The organism is Pengzhenrongella phosphoraccumulans (assembly GCF_045689905.1).
In the GTDB taxonomy this organism is placed as follows: Bacteria; Actinomycetota; Actinomycetes; order Actinomycetales; family Cellulomonadaceae; genus Pengzhenrongella; species Pengzhenrongella phosphoraccumulans.
This window is the reverse complement of the sequence record NZ_CP144210.1, coordinates 973815-991123: the sequence shown is the minus strand read 5'-3', so window position 1 is coordinate 991123 and position 17309 is coordinate 973815. Positions and strand designations below refer to the sequence as shown.

Sequence of the window (17309 nt, the reverse complement as noted above, 5' to 3'; positions counted from 1 at the left end):
ACTCCGCGACCCCGTCAGGGAGCTCAGCGAGCATTGCTTCGCGTTTTCACCCGCCCACCCGAGGTCTCGTGTCTCCCCAGCCCGCGGATCTGCGCTGTAGTTGGCGATCACCAGTTGCCGGTCGCTACGCCGGCGCTTCGACCTTGCTCCCGCGGCCACTTGTGGATGGCCGAGAAACGAGACCCCCCAGTGACCGTGTCGTTCCGTGCCCGGCAGCGGAGCCTCTGGTCCCGTCTCGTTCCCACCGCGCTTGTCGCTTCCCTGCTCATGGCACTTGCGGCGGGGCCGGCCACGGCCGGTGCCGGCATCGATGGCGTGACCGTACCGCTCGACGCACCGACGTCACATTCGCAGGACATCCGGTGGGGAGGCAGCGGCAACCCCGCGGCGGCTGCGCTCCCGGCAGGTGCTCCGTCGTTGCGGTACGCGTTCCCGGCTCGGGTCACCAGCACGGACGTCAACCCCGCGAGCCTGCACCTCGAAGCCTGGAGCGCCGCTGGGGTGTCCATGTGCCCGTCCACCACGGCCGGCCTGCACATGGACGGGTGGGACCTCATCGTTGACCCAGCCGCGATCTTGGCGAGCACTCTCGCGACCTGCGCATCGGAGGACTGGTTCAGCATCCGGCTGCTGGGTTCGGGCAACTTCGACACCCTTGACCTGTCCGTCGAGCTGTACCTGGCACCGGGCAGCGCCCCGGGTGAGGTGCGCGTGGACCTCTTCGACGCGGTCCCGACGATCGATTTCCACTCCTACACGACAACGCCGGCCCGTGCTGCGCCCGGCATGGTCCTCGACTTGGTCGCCGAGCCGGACTTCTTCTACTACGACTACGACTCGCTGCACGTCCTCGTCGTCGACTCGGCAGGGAGGTTCCTCTCCGAGCTCCCGCGGGCGAACCGGGTGGTCTCCAACGACTCGACTCGACTGACGATCACCTTGCCCGCGGACATGCCAGCGACGGCGGCCGGGCTTCAGATCACCCTGCAGGGCTTCATGAATGGCAAGAAGGCTGTCACCGTCCCCTTCACGACGCCGATCGCTGATCCGGTGGGCGCCTACGTGACCTCCGTCTACGAAGACCTGTTCAGCCGGCAGCCGGACGCGGTCGGGCTGTCGACCTGGTCGAGCGCGCTGCGCAACGGCGGGGCCTACGGGACGGTCGCCGATGCGATCACGTACTCCGACGAGAACCGCATCCGCATGATCGCCGCCGCCTACAGGACCTACCTCGACCGGGCGCCGGACGCCATAGGTGGCCGGAACTGGCTCGATGCCATGCGTGCGTCCCTGCACATCGAGAACATGCAGGCCGGGTTCATCTCCTCCCCGGAGTACTACAACCTCAGCGGCAGCACCGATCGCGGCTGGATCACGCACCTGTACAAGAAGGTGCTGAACCGTGAACCGGCGAACAGCGAGGTCGACTCCTGGCAGCGTCGACTCAACGCCGGCACCTCGCGGACCGAGGTCGCCCTCGGGTTCCTCTATTCGACGGAGCACCTGACCACCGTCGTCGACGGCTACTACATCAACCTGCTTCACCGGCACATCGATCCCACCGGCACACTGACCTGGATCCGCCTCATACAGGCCGGCTCCCGAGACGAACAGATCATCGCCGGGATCGTCTCCTCCCAGGAGTACCGCGCCAACGTCCCGCGCTCGTGACCGAGTTCTGGTGCCGAAGCCGCCCAAGAACGGGCAAAGGCGAGTCGTACTGCACTTGGGGCCCTCTCCCCAGAACCGCCACATAATGCCACTTAAGACACGTCGTCATCTCTTCTCGATCGCAGGTGCCAACGCTCGCTGCGACTGTCTGGCGCGCTGTGTCCGAGCCCCCGCTTCCGCGTCACCTTCGACCTCGACGTCGACGTCGACCAACGTGAGGCAACCGCGACTCTCGTCGAGGCCAGCGCGCTCCGCCTATTGCCAAAACCCTGACACTTAGCGTTTGCCCAGTTCAGGTGGCACGACAGCACGGCTCGTGGCGGGAAGTGTCAGGGTTTCGGCAACCGGCAGGTCGGCCTGGAGCCCTCATGCGCTGACAAGTGTCAGGGTTTTGGCAATACCTCGGCGTTCAATCGGGCGCCGTCAAACACGTCCTCGCGGCGTCGGCGCGCCCGTCGCGACCAAGGCGAGTGCGGTGGTGGTCCGCGACGACACCGGACACGGTGCGGGACGCTTGCTCCCTCCCGATGGGGGAGCCGCGGCCCAGCTTGCGCCCAGTTGGCCAGTCGCCGGCGCTCACCCCGTCTATTCGGGCAAAGTCCCCACGTTTCGCTCGCACCAGGCCTGCGGAAAGTGATGACGGCCGCCATCGTCGATCGTGACGCCCCACCGCACTGTCGACGAACTCCGCGCCGCCCCTGCCATGGCCGCCGATCCAGCCGCACTCGGTCGCCAACCCGTGAACTTTGTCCGGTCCGTGGCCGCGCCTCGTGCCAGTCGCGATCGCGACTCCCAGAAGCAAGCATCAACGGGCTCACTCCTCTTGCACCGAGTGCTCGAGCGGGGTTGCCATTCGGCTGACAGTTGCCGTCGAGTACTGCCCGCCGACGGCCGACGTCGTCATCCTGCCCGTCATCGTCGTCGACCCCGTCGTCATCATCGGCCCCGTCTTCGCGCAGGCCCTCTGAGCGCGTGGCCGGCCGGTCGACGCAAGAGCCTCCGGGCTGAGCCCGGTGTTCTGCCCAATGGGCGCACCCCTTTGAAGGAGAGGGGCTTTCGGTGACGTCCAGCGCGTGTGCGCACGTCGGGTGCTCTCTGTGGTGAACAGGAACCAGGCGATGGGAGATCCGTGAAATCTGATCGGGCTCCAACACCGTCTTCTGCCCTTTTGCTGCACACCTGCGGGTAGAGGGGCGATGCGAAAACTCGGGCCGGACCCGACCGGGTCTTCTACCCCTTGCCCACATACCTGCGGGGTACAGGGACGCACCACACGCACGACGGCGAGCGGAAAGGGGGTGGTGGGGATGTTGTCGATGCACAAGCTCACCTCCCGTGACGGGTACCGGTATCTGACCCGGCAGGTCGCCGCCGGCGACATCCCCCTCGCGCCCGGCGATTCCCTGACGGCGTACTACGCCGCGAGCGGGAATCCGCCCGGGCGGTGGACCGGCAAAGGCCTGCCCGGCCTCGGCGAAGGCAGCGCTGCCCGGCTTAAGGCCGGAGCGGTCGTGACCGAGGACGCCATGGGTGCCCTGTTCGGTCGTGGTCACGACCCGCTCACCGGCACCCCGCTCGGCCGCGAGTTCCCCACCGCCATCACCGCGACGAACCCCGACGGGTCACCGGGCAAGGTGTCGCAGGCGGTGGTCGGGTACGACTTCACGTTCACGGTCCCCAAGTCCGTCTCGGTCCTGTGGGCACTCGGCGATGACGACACCCGGGCGAAGGTGCACGGCGCGCACCGCGACGCGGTGGACCAGGCGTTGAAGTTCGTCGAGGAGCAGGTGGTCCGCTCGCGGGTCGGGCCCAGCGGTGCCCGGCAGATCCGGACCCGGGGGATGCTCGCGGTCGCGTTCGAGCACTTCGACACCCGGGCCGGGGACCCGAACCTGCACACCCACGTCGCGGTGGCCAACAAGACCCAAGGCATGGACGGGCAGTGGCGGTCTCTGGATGGCAAGACGATCTTCGCCGCCACCGTGACCGTCTCCGAGCTGTACGACGTGCTCCTGGCCGACGGGTTGGCGCGGGTGCTGCCGGTGTCCTGGTCGCTGCGCGAGCGCGGCCCGCGGCGCAACCCGGCGTTCGAGGTCGACGGGATCGGTGAGGACCTACTCGCGGAGTTCTCCACCCGCTCCGGGCAGATCCACCACGCTGCCGATGCGTGGGCGGAGCAGTTCCGGGTCGAGCACGGGCGCGACCCAAGCCGCCGGGAGACCACGAAGGCCCGCCAGCACTTCACCTTGACGACCCGCCCCGCCAAGCAGGTGCACCGGTTGACGGACCTGTTCACCGAGTGGGCCAACCGCGCCCGCGACCGCACCGGAGCCGAGCCCCGGGATCTGGCTGCGCGGGCCCTGGCCGGCACCTACGGGCGAGCCCTGCACGCGCACGACGTCGGGCCCGAGGTCCGCGCCGCCATCGCCGCCCAGGCACTGTCCGCCGTGCAGGAGAAGAAGGCGGTGTTCACGACGTTCAACCTCGGTGCCGAAGCGCTGCGGGCCTCGAAGCTGCTGCGGATGGCCGACCCGGTCGAGCGGCGCCTGCTACTCAAAGCGATCCTGACGGACACGCGGGCGGCGTGCGTGCAGCTGGATGACACCCGCACCCCCGAGTCCCGCCGGGTCGGGGAGGACCTGTTCACCACGCCGCAGATGCTCGGCGCCGAGCGGGTCCTGATCGACGCCGCCGAGATGACGGGTGCCCCGGCGCATGCCGCCGACCAGGTGCCCGCGTTCGCGCGCGGCTACCTCGACGCCCTGGCCCCCGACCAGCTCGCTGCCGCGCAGGCCGTCATCACGTCGGGGAACGTGCTCGACGCGATGGTCGGCCCGGCCGGATCGGGCAAGACCACGACCCTGGCCGGGTTGGCCGCGTACTGGGGTCGGTGGATCGGGCCGGTCATCGGCCTGGCCCCCTCGGCCAGCGCCGCCCACACCCTGGCCACGTCCCTGGGCACCCAGTGTGAGACGACCGCGAAGTGGCTGTACGAGAGCGCCGGCCAGGGCGCCGCCAACCGGGGCGCCATGTTCGACGCCCTGGAGCAGATCCGCTGCGACCCAAGCCTCGGGACCTCCGGACAGCGCCAAGAGTCCGAGGCGCGGCAGTGGGCGGTGCGCACCATCCAAGACCAGTGGCGATTCGCCCCCCGCCAACTGGTCATCATCGACGAAGCCTCCATGGCCGACACCCGCACCCTGGCCGACCTGACCGCCCAAGCCCAAGCGGTCGGGGCGAAGGTGCTCCTGGTCGGCGACCACCTGCAACGCGGGTCCGTGGACGCCGGCGGCGGGTTCGCGATGCTCGCCCGCCGCGGCCCCACCGCCGAACTCACGTCCCTGTGGCGGTTCAGCCACCCCTGGGAAGCGCGCGCCAGCCTCGAACTACGCCGCGCCCACCCTGGCGCCCTGGACACCTACGACGCGCACGGGGCCTTCACCGCCGGGACCGCCGACCAGATGCTCGACACCGCCCTGGATGCGGTGACCACCGCCCGCGACCAGGGGCGGGTCGCCGTCCTGCAGGCCGTGGACACCCGCACCGTGACCGAGCTCAACGCCCGCGCCCACGCCGCCGGCGTCCTGGACGGCACCATCTCCCGGACCGGAGTCAACCTGCACGACGGCCTCACCGCGGGGGTCGGGGACCGGATCGTGACCCGCCGCAACAACCGCCACCTGCCCACCGGCGACGGGTACGTGCGCAACGGCGCCCTGTGGGACGTCACCGCCGTCCTGCCCGGCGGAGCCCTCCTCGCCCGACCCGCCAACCGGCCCGATCATGCTGGGCCCGACGCCGCGCCGGTCCGGCTGCCCGCCGCGTACGTCGCGGCCCAGGTCGAGCTCGGGTACGCCACCACCACCGCCCGCAGCCAAGGACTGACCGTGGACGAGACCCACACCATCGCCGCGGTGGGTATGGGCCGCGAAGACCTGTACGTCGCTATGAGCCGTGGCCGCGACCTCAACCGGACCTACGTCATCACCGACACCCACGACGACGACTGCCTGCCCGCCGCCGGGGGACCCGCCCCCACCGCCCGCGACGTCTTGGACCAGATCCTGGCTACCACCCACGCCGAGCTCACCGCCACCGAGACCTGGGCCGTCTACCACCCGGACACCCCGTCCCCGATCCCACCCCGGCGCCGGGACTACCCCGGCCCCGACTGGCACCCCCACGGCCTCGAACGCCGACGCCGTCCACAGAACACGCTGTCGGCAGAACCGACCTACCCCACGCGCGATGGACCCGCGATCGGACGCTGACCTGCACCTACCAACGCGCGACCGAAAGGAATGCCATGTCCCTCACCGTCACTGATCCGTACCGCTCGGAGTTCATCACCGTCGCGGAAGCGGCCGAGGAGCTGCGCGTCACCGAGCGGTACATCCGCAAGCTCATCGCCAACGGCGACCTCAGCGCCGTCAAAGTCGGCAGCCGCTTGGTGCGCATCCACCGGGCGAGCTTGGCGGAGATCCTGCGTCCGATGCACGCCGTCGCTCCGGCGCCGAGGCGCTGCCAATAGGCGGTGCGGCGGAACACCGGGGTCTACTTCCTGACCTTCTTGAACCCCTCGCGGGGACAACCCGTGTGTGCCTTTACCGCCAGGTCGGCCGCACAGCGCCACTCAAACTACCGATGACGGGCGGTGAGCGGCAGAGCCGAGCGAGTCGCGGCGGCGACCGGACGACATCGGAAAATCGCGTGCTGTCGGCGACCCGCGACCGTAGGTTCGTGCGGTGGTCACCGTGATCGATCTCCAGGCGCAGGTCGCATCGCGCTTCGAGCTGCTCGACCTGCCCGAGTGGGTCAACCCGCACCCGAACATGGCATCGCCCCGCGCGCAGGAGTACTCCCGGGTCACCGATCCGGAGCGCTGGCGGGTTGTCCACTCTCGCGCGCGGCTGTGGGCTGCGGTGCTCGAGGACATACTCGGCGCGCACACGGAGACGCTCGTGTCCGGGTCGGGTGCGCCTGATGACTACTCGCGCACGTTCGACCGCGGCGTCCGGCTCACATCGCGCCGGCCCGGCGCACTGCCGCTGCTGTTGCTCGAGCGCGACGTCCCCACCCTCGCGGGTGGCGCCACGTTGGCGGTGCTGGACATCGAGGTGGGCGATCTCGGAGTCCGCGTGGCCTCGTTGCCGGACTGCGGCTGTGACGCGTGCGACTGCGGCTCCAGTGATCTGCTCGGCGCTGTCGACTCGACGATCGGTCACGTCGTCGGTGGGCCGTTCGTCGTCCTGCGCGGCAAGAAGTGGCGAGCGCAGTGGCATCCGGGGGGAGGCTCGGCCAGCAGTGAAGGACGCGGACCGGATTTCACCAAGGTCATGGATCTGTGCCGACGCCTCGCCGAGGGCGAGACAGTCCGTCTCCCGCGGCACACCGAAGCTCTCGTCGGCCGGTCCTGGCTGAGCTGAGAGTGGGCGGGAGCGCCATGCCTGCGGCCGTTCGCTATGACACGCGAATGACACGGGATGACGTTCCTGCAGGTCAGAGGGTGCCCGCGAAAGGATTCGAACCTTCGGCCTTCCGCTCCGGAGGCGGACGCTCTATCCACTGAGCTACGCGGGCCAGTGCCACGATCTGGCACGGGGCAAGACACTACCGCACGTGGGCGGGCATCAGCGCTGGGCGCTGACCCCACCCGGGGAGGTCAGCGCTCGCCGAGCTGAGCCGACAGGTACGCCGTGATCTCGTCGGCGGCCCGGTCGGCGTCCCCGGCGGCGATCGCGTCGACGAGACCGTCGTGGTTGTCGTTCGTGTGCGCGGGGCGCTCGAAGTTGAACCGAATGTTCTCCCCGATCGCGCCGACGAGGTTCTCGTACAAGGACAGCAGCACCGGGTTGCGTGCGGTGCGGGCGATCGCGCGGTGCAGGTCCAGGTCGGTGGACACCATGGCGTCGAGGTCACCGGCGGAGTAGGCCGCGGTGCGCGCGTCGCGATGCGCGATCAGCTCGGCGACGTCGGCCGGCGTCCGGCGGTGAGCCGCGAGCCGGGCGGTCTCGACCTCGAGCGAGCGCCGCACCTCGAGGACGTCCCGCTGCCGCGCATCGGCGATCTCGCGGCCGATCGTGACCCCGAGCTCGGAGAGCGCGACGACGTACGTGCCTGACCCTTGACGCCGCTGGAGCAGCCCGGCGTGCACGAGGGACTGGACCGCCTCGCGGACCGTGTTGCGGCCGACGCCGAGCATCTCGGTGAGGGCGGGTTCGGCTGGGATGCGACTGCCGACGGGCCACTTGCCACCCGTGATCTGGGCGCGCAGCTGGTCGACGGCCTGATCGATGAGACCGGTGCGGCGATTCATCCCAGGTATTCTCCTTGAGTAGCGATGCGGTGCAGTCAACTCCCCTCGCTGCTTCCGCGCCAGTTTGAGCACAGATCGGGACCCATGACCACCCTCGCGGCGCGGCGTCCGTGGCGTGGGCGGTGGATCGCACTGCTCGGGATCGTGCTCGTGGGTCTCAATCTGCGGATCGTCGTGGGCGCGGTGTCCCCGATCCTCGCGGCCGTCCGGGTGGACGTCGCGCTCACCGATCAGCAGGTCGGCATCCTCGGGACGATCCCCGTCGCGTCGTTCGCGGTCTTCGGTTCGCTCGCCCCGCTGCTGGCTCGCAGGTTCGGGCTCGAACGGACCCTCATGGCCGCGATGGCACTGTCGGCGCTCGGCGAGATCGTCCGGTCGACGACGAGCACCTCGGCGGGATTCCTGGGTTGGACGGTGATCGTCCTGGCAGGGATGGGGATGGGCAACGTGCTCCTGCCCCCGATCGTCAAGCGCTACTTCCCGGACCGGATCGGGGCCGTGACCGCCGCGTACTCGATGGCGATGGCGGTCAGCACCACGATCCCCGCGCTGCTCGCTGTCCCGTTGGCGCAGAGGTTCGGCTGGCGCCTCACGCTCGCGTCCTGGTCGGTGATCGCCGTCGTCGCCGTCGTCCCGTGGGCCCTGGTGATCGCCCGATCGGTGGCCCTGCGCGCCGAGCGCGCCGCGCGTCGTCGTCGTTCGCGGGTGGACCTGGGGCAGGGCCTCGCGGGGACCGACGTGCCCGACGGCGACCGCGGCCGGGTGGCGCGCACCGCGCTCGCGTGGAGTCTCGCGGTGCTGTTCGGGATCAACTCGCTCAACAGCTATGCGATCTTCGCCTGGCTGCCGCTGATCCTCTCCGACGCCGGCCTGACCGCCGTGGAGGGTGGACGTGGGCTGGCACTGTTCGCGATCCTGGCGCTGCCGGGCTCGTTCCTCGTCCCGCCGCTCGCCGCGCGGATGCGCAACCCGCTCCCGCTGATCTATGCCTTCGCCGCGTGCTTCGTCGTCGCCTACCTCGGGCTGATCCTGTCCCCCGGGAGGGGGACCTACCTCTGGATCGTGTTCCTCGGGATCGCGCCGAGCGTGTTCCCGCTCGTCATCACGCTGCTCAACACGCGGACCCGGACGTCCCAGGGTGCGGTGGCGTTGTCGGGCTTCGTCCAGGGGATCGGCTACACGCTGGCCGCGCTCGGACCGCTCGTCGTGGGGATCCTCTACGGCGCCACGGGGACCTGGACGGGATCGCTGGGGTTCCTGCTCGGCACCGTCGTGGTGCTCGTCGTCGCGGGGACCGTGGCGTGCCGACCCGGGATGCTCGAGGACGTGTGGGGCCGCAAACCCCTACGCTGAGCAGGGACAACACATCTGTGCTGTCCCATGAACAGGCGTGCTCCGCACGTCGGCCGACCACGCGCGGCCCGACCAGGACAGGAATCTCGTGAGCGACGACCAGCAGGGGCCCAACGAGCGCAACGAACCGCAGCCACCGGCATGGGGAACCGAACCCGGCCAGCCGGTCCAGCCCACGCCGTACGGCGAGCCGGTCCAGCCGGCCCCTTACGGCGAGCCGGTCCAGCCGGCCCCTTACGGCGAGCCGGTCCAGCCGGCCCCTTACGGCGAGCCGGTCCAGCCAGCCCCCTATGGCCAGCCGGGCCAGTACAACCAGCCCCTGCCCTACGGTCCGCCGCAGCCGGCGACCACGGATGGCATGTCGATCGCGGCCCTCGTCACGGGCATCATCGGTCTCGGCGCCGTCCCGGTCGTGCTCGGCATCCTCGGGCTCAAGCGGACCAAGGAGCGCGGGACGTCGGGTCGCGGGCTCGCGATCGCGGGAATCGTGCTGGGCGCCGTGGAGCTCGCGATCGGTGCGGTGCTCGTCGCCATCGGCCTGATCGCTTTCCTCGGGCTCGCCACGATGGACTCCAACTCCAGCTCTGGTTCCGGTGACCCGACCACCGTGCAGTCCGAGGCGGCCACCCCGACCACCGAGGACTCGCTCGGCGCCGACACCAGCGGCACCGCCCTCCGCGACATCGCGCCGCTCGAGGTCGCGGGCTTCACCACCGCAGGCCTGGTCCCCGACGACGTGCTGGTCCAGGCCGGTGCGTTGGAGTCGTACACCGCGAGCTACACCGACGGCACCAGCGTCGTGGCGGCAGTCCTCACGGACTGGACCACCGAGGCCGAGGCCCAGGGCTGGGCCGCGACGCAGAACGCGGCGTTCACCCCGGACCAGCTCACGGACTCGGGTGACGACGGCAACGGCATCACCTACCAGCTCTACGAGGTCGGTGACGTGACGACCGTCGTCGCCACGAACTACACCGCCGCGTTCACGCTCTCCGGGCCGTACGACGCCGTCGTCGCGATCTACCAGGAGTACCCGCTGTAGCCACGCGCACGCTCGGGCGAGCGCTCACCCCCGTGGGCGCTCGCCCGAGCCGGTCCGCACACTCGGTAAACTCCGCCCGGTGACACCTGCGAGCCTTTCCGACGCCCTGCGCGCTGCCCTGACCGACGCCGTCGCCGACGGCACCTTCGTCCTCGACGCGGCGGACATCCCCGCGACGGTTCACGTCGAGCGTCCACGCCAGCGCGAGCACGGCGACTGGGCGACCAACATCGCGATGCAGCTCGGCAAGAAGGCCGGCCTCTCGCCGCGCGCCTTCGCCGAGGAGCTGGCCCGGCGCCTCGTCGTCGTGCCCGGGATCAGCGCGGTCGACGTCGCCGGTCCTGGCTTCCTCAACATCACCCTCCTCGCCTCCGCCGCGGGCGAGCTCGTGCGCACGGTCGTCGAGGGCGGCGCCGAGTTCGGGCGCGGCGACGCGCTCGCGGGGGAGTCCATCAACCTCGAGTTCGTCTCGGCGAACCCGACCGGGCCGATCCACATCGGCGGCGTGCGCTGGGCCGCCGTCGGCGACTCGCTCGCGCGGATCATGCAGGCGGCCGGTGCCCGGGTCGCCCGGGAGTACTACTTCAACGACCATGGCGGCCAGATCGACCGGTTCGCGCGCTCGCTGCTCGCTGCGGCCCGCGGCCAGGAGGCGCCCGAGGACGGGTACGGCGGCGCGTACATCTCCGAGATCGCCGACCAGGTCATCGCGGGCGCCGCGGCCGCGGGCCAGCCCGACCCGCGCACCCTGCCCGACGACGAGGCGCAGGAGGCGTTCCGCGCCGCGGGCGTCGACCTCATGTTCGCGGAGATCAAGTCGTCGCTGCACGCGTTCGGCGTCGACTTCGACGTGTACTTCCACGAGAACTCGCTGCACGAGTCGGGCGCCGTCGACCGTGCGATCGCCCGCCTGCGCGACCTGGGCCGGATCTACGAGAAGGACGACGCGACCTGGTTGCGGACCACCGACTTCGGGGACGACAAGGACCGGGTCATCATCAAGTCCGACGGCGAGGCCGCGTACATCGCCGCCGACCTGGCGTACTACCTGGACAAGCGCGAGCGCGGGTTCGACCGCGTGATCATCATGCTCGGCGCCGACCACCACGGGTACGTGGGCCGCATGATGGCGATGTGCGCCGCGTTCGGGGACACGCCCTGGACCAACCTCGAGATCCTCATCGGCCAGATGGTCAACCTGCTCAAGGACGGCCAGCCGGTCCGGATGTCCAAGCGGGCGGGCACGGTCGTCACGATCGACGACCTGGTGGACGCCGTCGGCGTGGACGCCGCGCGGTACTCGCTGGCGCGCTCGTCGACCGACTCGATGCTCGACATCGACCTCGACCTGCTCACCAAGGCGACCAACGAGAACCCCGTGTTCTACGTCCAGTACGCGCACGCCCGCACCACGAACGTCGCGCGCAACGCGGCCGACGCCGGCGTGCGCCGCGAGGACGGTTTCGACGCCTCGCTGCTCGACCACGCGGCCGAGGGCGTGCTGATCGGCGCGCTCAGCGAGTACCCGCGCGTCATCGCGCAGGCGGCCGAGCTGCGCGAGCCGCACCGCGTCGCGCGCTACCTCGAGATGCTCGCCGGGTCGTACCACAAGTGGTACGACCAGTGCCGGGTCGCGCCGTTCGGCGACGAGGAGGTCACGGACCTGCACCGCACACGCCTGTGGCTCAACGACGCCACCCGCCAGGTGCTCGCGAACGGCCTCGGCCTGCTCGGCGTGAGCGCCCCGGAGCGGATGTGACCGACGTCGCCGGCACCGGGCTCGCCCCGGCGCTCTGGTCGTCCGGCGTCTCGCGCGGGGACGACGGCGCCCTGCGGGTGGCTGGCGTCGACGTGCGCGAGCTGGCCGCGACCTACGGCACGCCCGCGTACGTGCTCGATGAGGCGGACTTCCGCGCACGGGCGCGCACCTACCGGGACGCGTTCGCGCGCGCGTTCGCGGCGATCGGCACCGAGGTCGACGTGTACTACGCCGGCAAGGCGTTCCTCTCGGTCGCCGTCGCGCGCTGGGCGCACGAGGAAGGGCTGCGCGTCGACACCGCGACCGGCGGTGAGCTCGCCGTCGCGCTCCGCGCGGGCATCCCCGGAGCGGACATCGGCCTGCACGGCAACAACAAATCCGACGCAGAGCTCTCTCGCGCGCTCGACGCCGGGGTCGGCCGGATCATCGTGGACTCGCTCCCCGAGATCGAGCGCCTGGCCGACGCCGTCCGCGCGCGGGGCGACGGCCGGCGGGCGCCGGTGATGGTGCGCGTGACCACCGGCGTGCACGCCGGCGGGCACGAGTACATCGCGACGGCGCACGAGGACCAGAAGTTCGGCCTGTCGATCGCCGGGGGACAGGCCGCTGCCGCGCTGCAGGCCGTCCTCAAACGGCCCGAGCTCGAGCTGCGCGGGATCCACTCCCACATCGGTTCGCAGATCCTGGACCCGGCCGGGTTCATCGAGGCCGCCCGCAAGCTGCTGCGCCTGCGCGCCGAGCTGGCCACCGACACCGGGTACCTCATGGGCGAGATGGACCTCGGCGGCGGGTATGGCATCGCCTACCTGCCCGACGACGTGCCGATCGACCCGGACGCCGTCGCGCAGGACCTGGCCCGCGTGGTCGGGGACGTGTGCGGCGTGCTCGGGACCCCTGTGCCGCGCATCTCGATCGAGCCGGGCCGCGCGATCGTGGGACCGACGACCTTCACCGTGTATGAGATCGGCACGGTCAAGCAGGTCACCGTGGACGGGCCGCCGGCCTTCACCCGGACGTACGTCTCCGTCGACGGCGGCATGAGCGACAACCTGCGCCCGGCGCTGTACGACGCGCGGTACACCGCCGTGCTCGCCTCCCGGGCGGGCAGCGCCGAGACGGTGCAGTGCCGCGTGGTCGGCAAGCACTGCGAGAGCGGCGACATCGTGGTGCACGACGTCCTCCTGCCCGCCGACGTAGCCCGCGGCGACCTGCTCGCGGTCCCCGCGACGGGTGCCTACGGCCGGTCGATGGCGAGCAACTACAACCACGTGCCGCGCCCCCCGGTCCTCGCCGTCACGGCCGGGACGGTCCGCGTCCTGGTCCGCCGCGAGACGGAAGCCGACCTCCTCGCCCTCGACGAGGGCTGAAACCCCGCTTCTCCCCGCCCCGGCAGGGGTCGCCGTATCCTGAGACGGCCGTCCACCGGACCTCGTGGGCGGGAAGGATTCGATCGCCGACCGTCGGTCGTGGCATCCTGCGGGTCGCAGGCCTCCTGCGGTCGCAGGCCTGCTCACCGGCTCGGTACGCGCAGTTCAACGGACGAAGGGTGGGGCGCACACGTGGCAGCTCCGGACGGTGCGCCACTGGGCGCCACACAGGGGCGCGCACTGCGCCTCGCGCTGCTGGGCTGCGGGGTCGTCGGCACGCAGGTCGTCCGCCTCCTCACCGAGCAGAGCGCTGACCTCGCCGCCCGCGCGGGCGCGCCGCTCGAGCTCGTCGGCATCGCTGTGCGCGACCTGACCGTGCCGCGCGACGGCGTCGACCCGGCATTGCTCACGACCGACGCCGCAGCGCTGGTCGAGCGCGCCGACATCGTCATCGAGGTGATGGGCGGCATCGAACCGGCCCGCTCGCTGATGCTGCGCGCGATCGCGGCGGGCGCGAGCGTCGTCACGGCCAACAAGGCGCTGCTCGCCGAGGATGGCCCGACGCTCTACGCCGCCGCCGACGCCGCCGGGGTCGACCTGTACTTCGAGGCGGCCGTCGCCGGCGCCATCCCGCTCGTGCGCCCGGTGCGCGAGTCGCTCGCGGGCGACAAGATCCGGCGCATCCTCGGGATCGTCAACGGCACCACCAACTACGTGCTCGACCAGATGGCCACCGAGGGGCTCGACCTCGACAGCGCCGTCGCGCAGGCGCAGCAGCTCGGTTACGCGGAGGCCGACCCGACGGCGGACGTCGAGGGCTTCGATGCCGCGGCCAAGGCCGCGATCCTCGCCTCCATCGCGTTCCACACCCGCGTGCCTCTGAGCTGCGTGCAGCGCCAGGGCATCACGGGCGTGACCGCCGACGACGTCGCCTGGGCCGCGCGCACCGGGCACGTGGTCAAGCTCCTGGCGATCGCCGAGCTGACCGACGCCGGGGTCTGCGTGCGGGTGCACCCGGCCCTCGTGCCGGCGAGCCACCCGCTCGCGGGCGTGCACGGGGCGTTCAACGCGGTCTTCATCGAGGCCGAGGCGGCCGGTGAGCTGATGTTCTACGGCCGCGGTGCCGGCGGGGCCCCGACCGCGTCCGCGGTCCTGGGGGACGTCATCTCCGCGGCGCGCCACCGCGTGCTCGGCGGTCGCGGCCCGGTCGAGTCGCGCTACGCCGACCTGCCGATGCTGTCGGCCTCGGCAGCGCTGACCCGTTACCAGGTCCGGCTCGACGTCGTCGACCGCCCGGGGGTGCTCGCGCAGGTCGCCGCGGTGCTCGCGCAGCACGGCGTCTCGATCGAGGCGGTCCGGCAGGCGCCGCGCGCGGACGACGGCGACCCGATCGCGCCCGCCGATCCGACGGTGCCCGCTGATCCACAGGTGCCCGCCCCGCTCGCGCACCTCATCATCACCACCCACACCGCGACCGACGCCGCGCTCGCGGCCACCGTGGCGGCGATCGCCGAGCTCGACTCGGTGGCCCGCGTCGTGTCCGTCCTGAGAGTCGAAGGAGCCTGATGGCCCACCAGTGGCGCGGAATCATCGCGGAGTACGCCGACCGGTTGCCCGCGCACGTGCAGACGCACGTCGTCACGCTCGGCGAGGGCGGCACGCCGCTCGTGCCGGCACCGGCCCTGTCGCGCCGGACCGGTGCGGAGGTGTACCTCAAGGTCGAGGGGATGAACCCCACCGGGTCGTTCAAGGACCGCGGCATGACGACGGCGATCTCCGCGGCGGCATCGCGCGGCGCGAAGGTCGTCGTGTGCGCGTCGACCGGGAACACGTCCGCGTCCGCCGCGGCGTACGCGGTCGCGGCCGGGATGGTCTGCGCGGTGCTCGTCCCGGACGGCAAGATCGCGATGGGCAAGCTCAGCCAGGCGATCGCGCACGGCGCGCGCCTGCTGCAGGTGGACGGCAACTTCGACGACTGCCTGATCGCCGCGCGCAAGCTCGCCGAGGCCTACCCCGTCGAGCTCGTGAACTCCGTGAACCCGGACCGCATCCAGGGCCAGAAGACCGGCGCGTTCGAGGTCGTCGACACGCTCGGCGACGCGCCCGACATCCACGCGCTGCCGGTCGGCAACGCGGGCAACATCACCGCCTACTGGATGGGTTACCAGGAGTACGCGGCATCCGGGCCCGCGACGCGGCTGCCGATGATGTGGGGCTTCCAGGCCGCCGGCGCCGCGCCCATCGTGCTCGGCCACCCGGTGAGCGAGCCCGAGACGATCGCCACCGCGATCCGGATCGGCAACCCGGCGTCGTGGACGCAGGCAGAGACCGCCCGGGACGTGTCCGGCGGCCTGATCGAGGCAGTCACGGACGAGCAGATCCTCGCCGCGCACCGGATCCTGTCGCGCGAGGTCGGCGTCTTCGTCGAGCCCGCCTCCGCTGCAGGCGTGGCGGGGATCCTCATGCTCGCCGAGCAGGGCCGTGTCCCGGCCGGCGCCCGGATCGTCGTCACCGTCACGGGCCACGGCCTCAAGGACCCGCAGTGGGCGCTGCGCACGGCCGACGGCGCCGAGGTCACCCCGGTGCGGGTCAGCGCGGACGTGGTGTCCATCGCGCACGCGCTCGAGCTCGGCTGACGCGCAGGGCGTTGAGAGGGCGACGATGAGGGGGCAACCATGAGGCTCGGTCACGACCACGTGCGGGTGCGCGTGCCCGCGACGAGCGCGAACCTGGGCCCGGGCTTCGACTCGCTCGGCCTGGCGCTCGGGCTGCGCGACGAGCTCGAGGTGCGCGCGCTGGGCTCGCCGGGCGTCCTGGTCGAGGTCAAGGGCCAGGGTGCGGGCGAGGTGCCCGATGACGAGACCCACCTCGTCGTGCGCGCGCTGCGACTCGCGCTCGACCACGTCGGTGCGTCTCAGACCGGGCTGCACCTCACCTGCGTCAACCGGATCCCGCACGGCCGCGGACTGGGTTCGTCTGCCGCCGCCGTCGTCGCGGGGATCTTCGCGGCGCGCGGCCTGATCGGCGACCCCGACGCGCTCGACGACGCCGTCGCCTTGCGGATCGCGACCGAGCTCGAGGGGCACCCGGACAACGCCGCGCCCGCGATCCTCGGTGGGGCGACCATCGCGTGGACCGATGCGGGTGCCGACGGCCCGCGCGCCATCCGGATCGCGATCGACCCCAGGATCACGCCGGTGGTCCTCGTCCCGAGCACACGGCTCGCGACCTCGACGGCCCGCAGCGTGCTGCCGGCCACCGTGCCGCACGCGGATGCCGCCTTCCAGGCGGGACGGTCCGCGCTGCTGATCGAGGCGCTCACGCGCCGCCCGGACCTGCTGCTCCCGGCGACCGAGGACCGCCTGCACCAGCGCTACCGCGCGGGCGTCATGAGCGAGAGCCTGGCGCTCGTCGACGCCCTGCGCGCGCACGGCGTCGCGGCGGTCGTCTCGGGCGCGGGACCGACGGTCCTTGTCCTCGCGCGGGCGACCGGCGGTGGCTCGACCGATGCCGACGAGGCCGTGCGGGCCGTGTTCGGCGGGGTCATGGGCGGCTGGCAGGTGCTGCGCACCGGGGTGGACGACGGCGGCGCCCGGGTCGACCGCATCGAGGACTAAGGGCTTCGCAGGCCAGGCTTCCCTGCCTCGCCGGAGCCCGGCCCGTGCGTCCCGCCGTCCGGTTCCGCGGTCCGCACGCCGAGAGCGGAATCCCGGCCTGGATGACGTACCGGTGCTAACATGAGCGAGCCCCCTGGCTTTGATTCCGAGACTGCGCTCGTGCGCGGCGGTGCGAGCCGGAGGC

The 17309-nt window shown here is 71.5% G+C and carries 12 protein-coding genes and 1 tRNA gene; 11 read left to right on the top strand and 2 right to left on the bottom strand.

Translation table 11 applies throughout. The features are described 5' to 3' along the window. Positions 1-267 precede the first annotated feature (267 nt). The 4 genes from VTA80_RS04660 (at position 268) to VTA80_RS04645 (ending at position 7097) form a co-directional block, all read left to right on the top strand. Entirely contained in the window at positions 268-1671 is a 1404-nt protein-coding gene (locus VTA80_RS04660; protein WP_407344239.1) for a DUF4214 domain-containing protein, read from the top strand. Positions 1672-2987: 1316 nt separating this feature from the next. Beyond that, positions 2988-5942, top strand: a complete 2955-nt coding sequence (mobF, locus tag VTA80_RS04655; protein WP_407344238.1) for a MobF family relaxase — start codon at positions 2988-2990, stop codon at positions 5940-5942. Positions 5943-5977: 35 nt separating this feature from the next. Then, complete coding sequence (locus VTA80_RS04650) at positions 5978-6202, top strand: helix-turn-helix domain-containing protein (RefSeq protein WP_407344237.1); 225 nt, start codon at positions 5978-5980, stop codon at positions 6200-6202. 214 nt (positions 6203-6416) lie between these two features. After that, the gene (locus VTA80_RS04645) at positions 6417-7097 is read left to right on the top strand and encodes a DUF6226 family protein (RefSeq protein ID WP_407344236.1); all 681 of its coding nucleotides are present in this window, start codon (positions 6417-6419) and stop codon (positions 7095-7097) included. Between the two features lie 81 nt (positions 7098-7178). Here VTA80_RS04645 and VTA80_RS04640 read toward each other — a convergent pair. Together VTA80_RS04640 and VTA80_RS04635 are read right to left on the bottom strand one after the other, a co-directional pair. Next, positions 7179-7251, bottom strand: a tRNA-Arg gene (locus VTA80_RS04640). 82 nt (positions 7252-7333) lie between these two features. After that, positions 7334-7987, bottom strand: coding sequence for a FadR/GntR family transcriptional regulator (locus tag VTA80_RS04635; RefSeq protein WP_407344235.1), 654 nt, complete (start codon positions 7985-7987; stop codon positions 7334-7336). A gap of 84 nt (positions 7988-8071) precedes the next feature. Between VTA80_RS04635 and VTA80_RS04630 the strand changes: the two genes are divergently transcribed. The 7 genes from VTA80_RS04630 to thrB all read left to right on the top strand — a co-directional run bounded on the left by VTA80_RS04630 (position 8072) and on the right by thrB (position 17125). Beyond that, positions 8072-9340 carry an MFS transporter gene (locus VTA80_RS04630; protein ID WP_407344234.1) on the top strand — a complete coding sequence of 423 codons (1269 nt, stop codon included), beginning with the start codon at positions 8072-8074 and terminating at the stop codon, positions 9338-9340. A gap of 37 nt (positions 9341-9377) precedes the next feature. Next, positions 9378-10382 (top strand): DUF4190 domain-containing protein, encoded by a 1005-nt coding sequence (locus tag VTA80_RS04625; RefSeq protein ID WP_407344233.1) that lies wholly within the window; start codon positions 9378-9380, stop codon positions 10380-10382. Positions 10383-10461: 79 nt separating this feature from the next. Then, entirely contained in the window at positions 10462-12141 is a 1680-nt protein-coding gene (gene argS, locus VTA80_RS04620) for an arginine--tRNA ligase (RefSeq protein WP_407344232.1), read from the top strand. Then, positions 12138-13508 carry a diaminopimelate decarboxylase gene (gene lysA, locus VTA80_RS04615; protein WP_407344231.1) on the top strand — a complete coding sequence of 457 codons (1371 nt, stop codon included), beginning with the start codon at positions 12138-12140 and terminating at the stop codon, positions 13506-13508. Before argS ends, lysA begins: the two co-directional genes overlap by 4 nt. A 192-nt stretch (positions 13509-13700) precedes the next feature. Further along, positions 13701-15074 (top strand): homoserine dehydrogenase, encoded by a 1374-nt coding sequence (locus tag VTA80_RS04610; protein ID WP_407344230.1) that lies wholly within the window; start codon positions 13701-13703, stop codon positions 15072-15074. Beyond that, entirely contained in the window at positions 15074-16144 is a 1071-nt protein-coding gene (thrC, locus tag VTA80_RS04605; protein WP_407344228.1) for a threonine synthase, read from the top strand. Before VTA80_RS04610 ends, thrC begins: the two co-directional genes overlap by 1 nt. A gap of 39 nt (positions 16145-16183) precedes the next feature. Then, on the top strand, positions 16184-17125 hold the full coding sequence (gene thrB, locus VTA80_RS04600; protein WP_407344226.1) for a homoserine kinase: 942 nt from the start codon (positions 16184-16186) through the stop codon (positions 17123-17125). Positions 17126-17309: the final 184 nt, after the last annotated feature.

What these genes read in the sequence shown, in the direction of transcription:
- VTA80_RS04660 (WP_407344239.1), top strand. Translation starts at nt 268, where the DNA reads ATGGCACTTGCGGCGGGGCCGGCCACGGCCGGTGCCGGCATCGATGGC.
- VTA80_RS04635 (WP_407344235.1), bottom strand. Translation starts at nt 7,987, where the DNA reads ATGAATCGCCGCACCGGTCTCATCGATCAGGCCGTCGACCAGCTGCGC.
- VTA80_RS04630 (WP_407344234.1), top strand. Translation starts at nt 8,072, where the DNA reads ATGACCACCCTCGCGGCGCGGCGTCCGTGGCGTGGGCGGTGGATCGCA.
- thrB (WP_407344226.1), top strand. Translation starts at nt 16,184, where the DNA reads ATGAGGCTCGGTCACGACCACGTGCGGGTGCGCGTGCCCGCGACGAGC.
- VTA80_RS04650 (WP_407344237.1), top strand. Translation starts at nt 5,978, where the DNA reads ATGTCCCTCACCGTCACTGATCCGTACCGCTCGGAGTTCATCACCGTC.
- mobF (WP_407344238.1), top strand. Translation starts at nt 2,988, where the DNA reads ATGCACAAGCTCACCTCCCGTGACGGGTACCGGTATCTGACCCGGCAG.
- thrC (WP_407344228.1), top strand. Translation starts at nt 15,074, where the DNA reads ATGGCCCACCAGTGGCGCGGAATCATCGCGGAGTACGCCGACCGGTTG.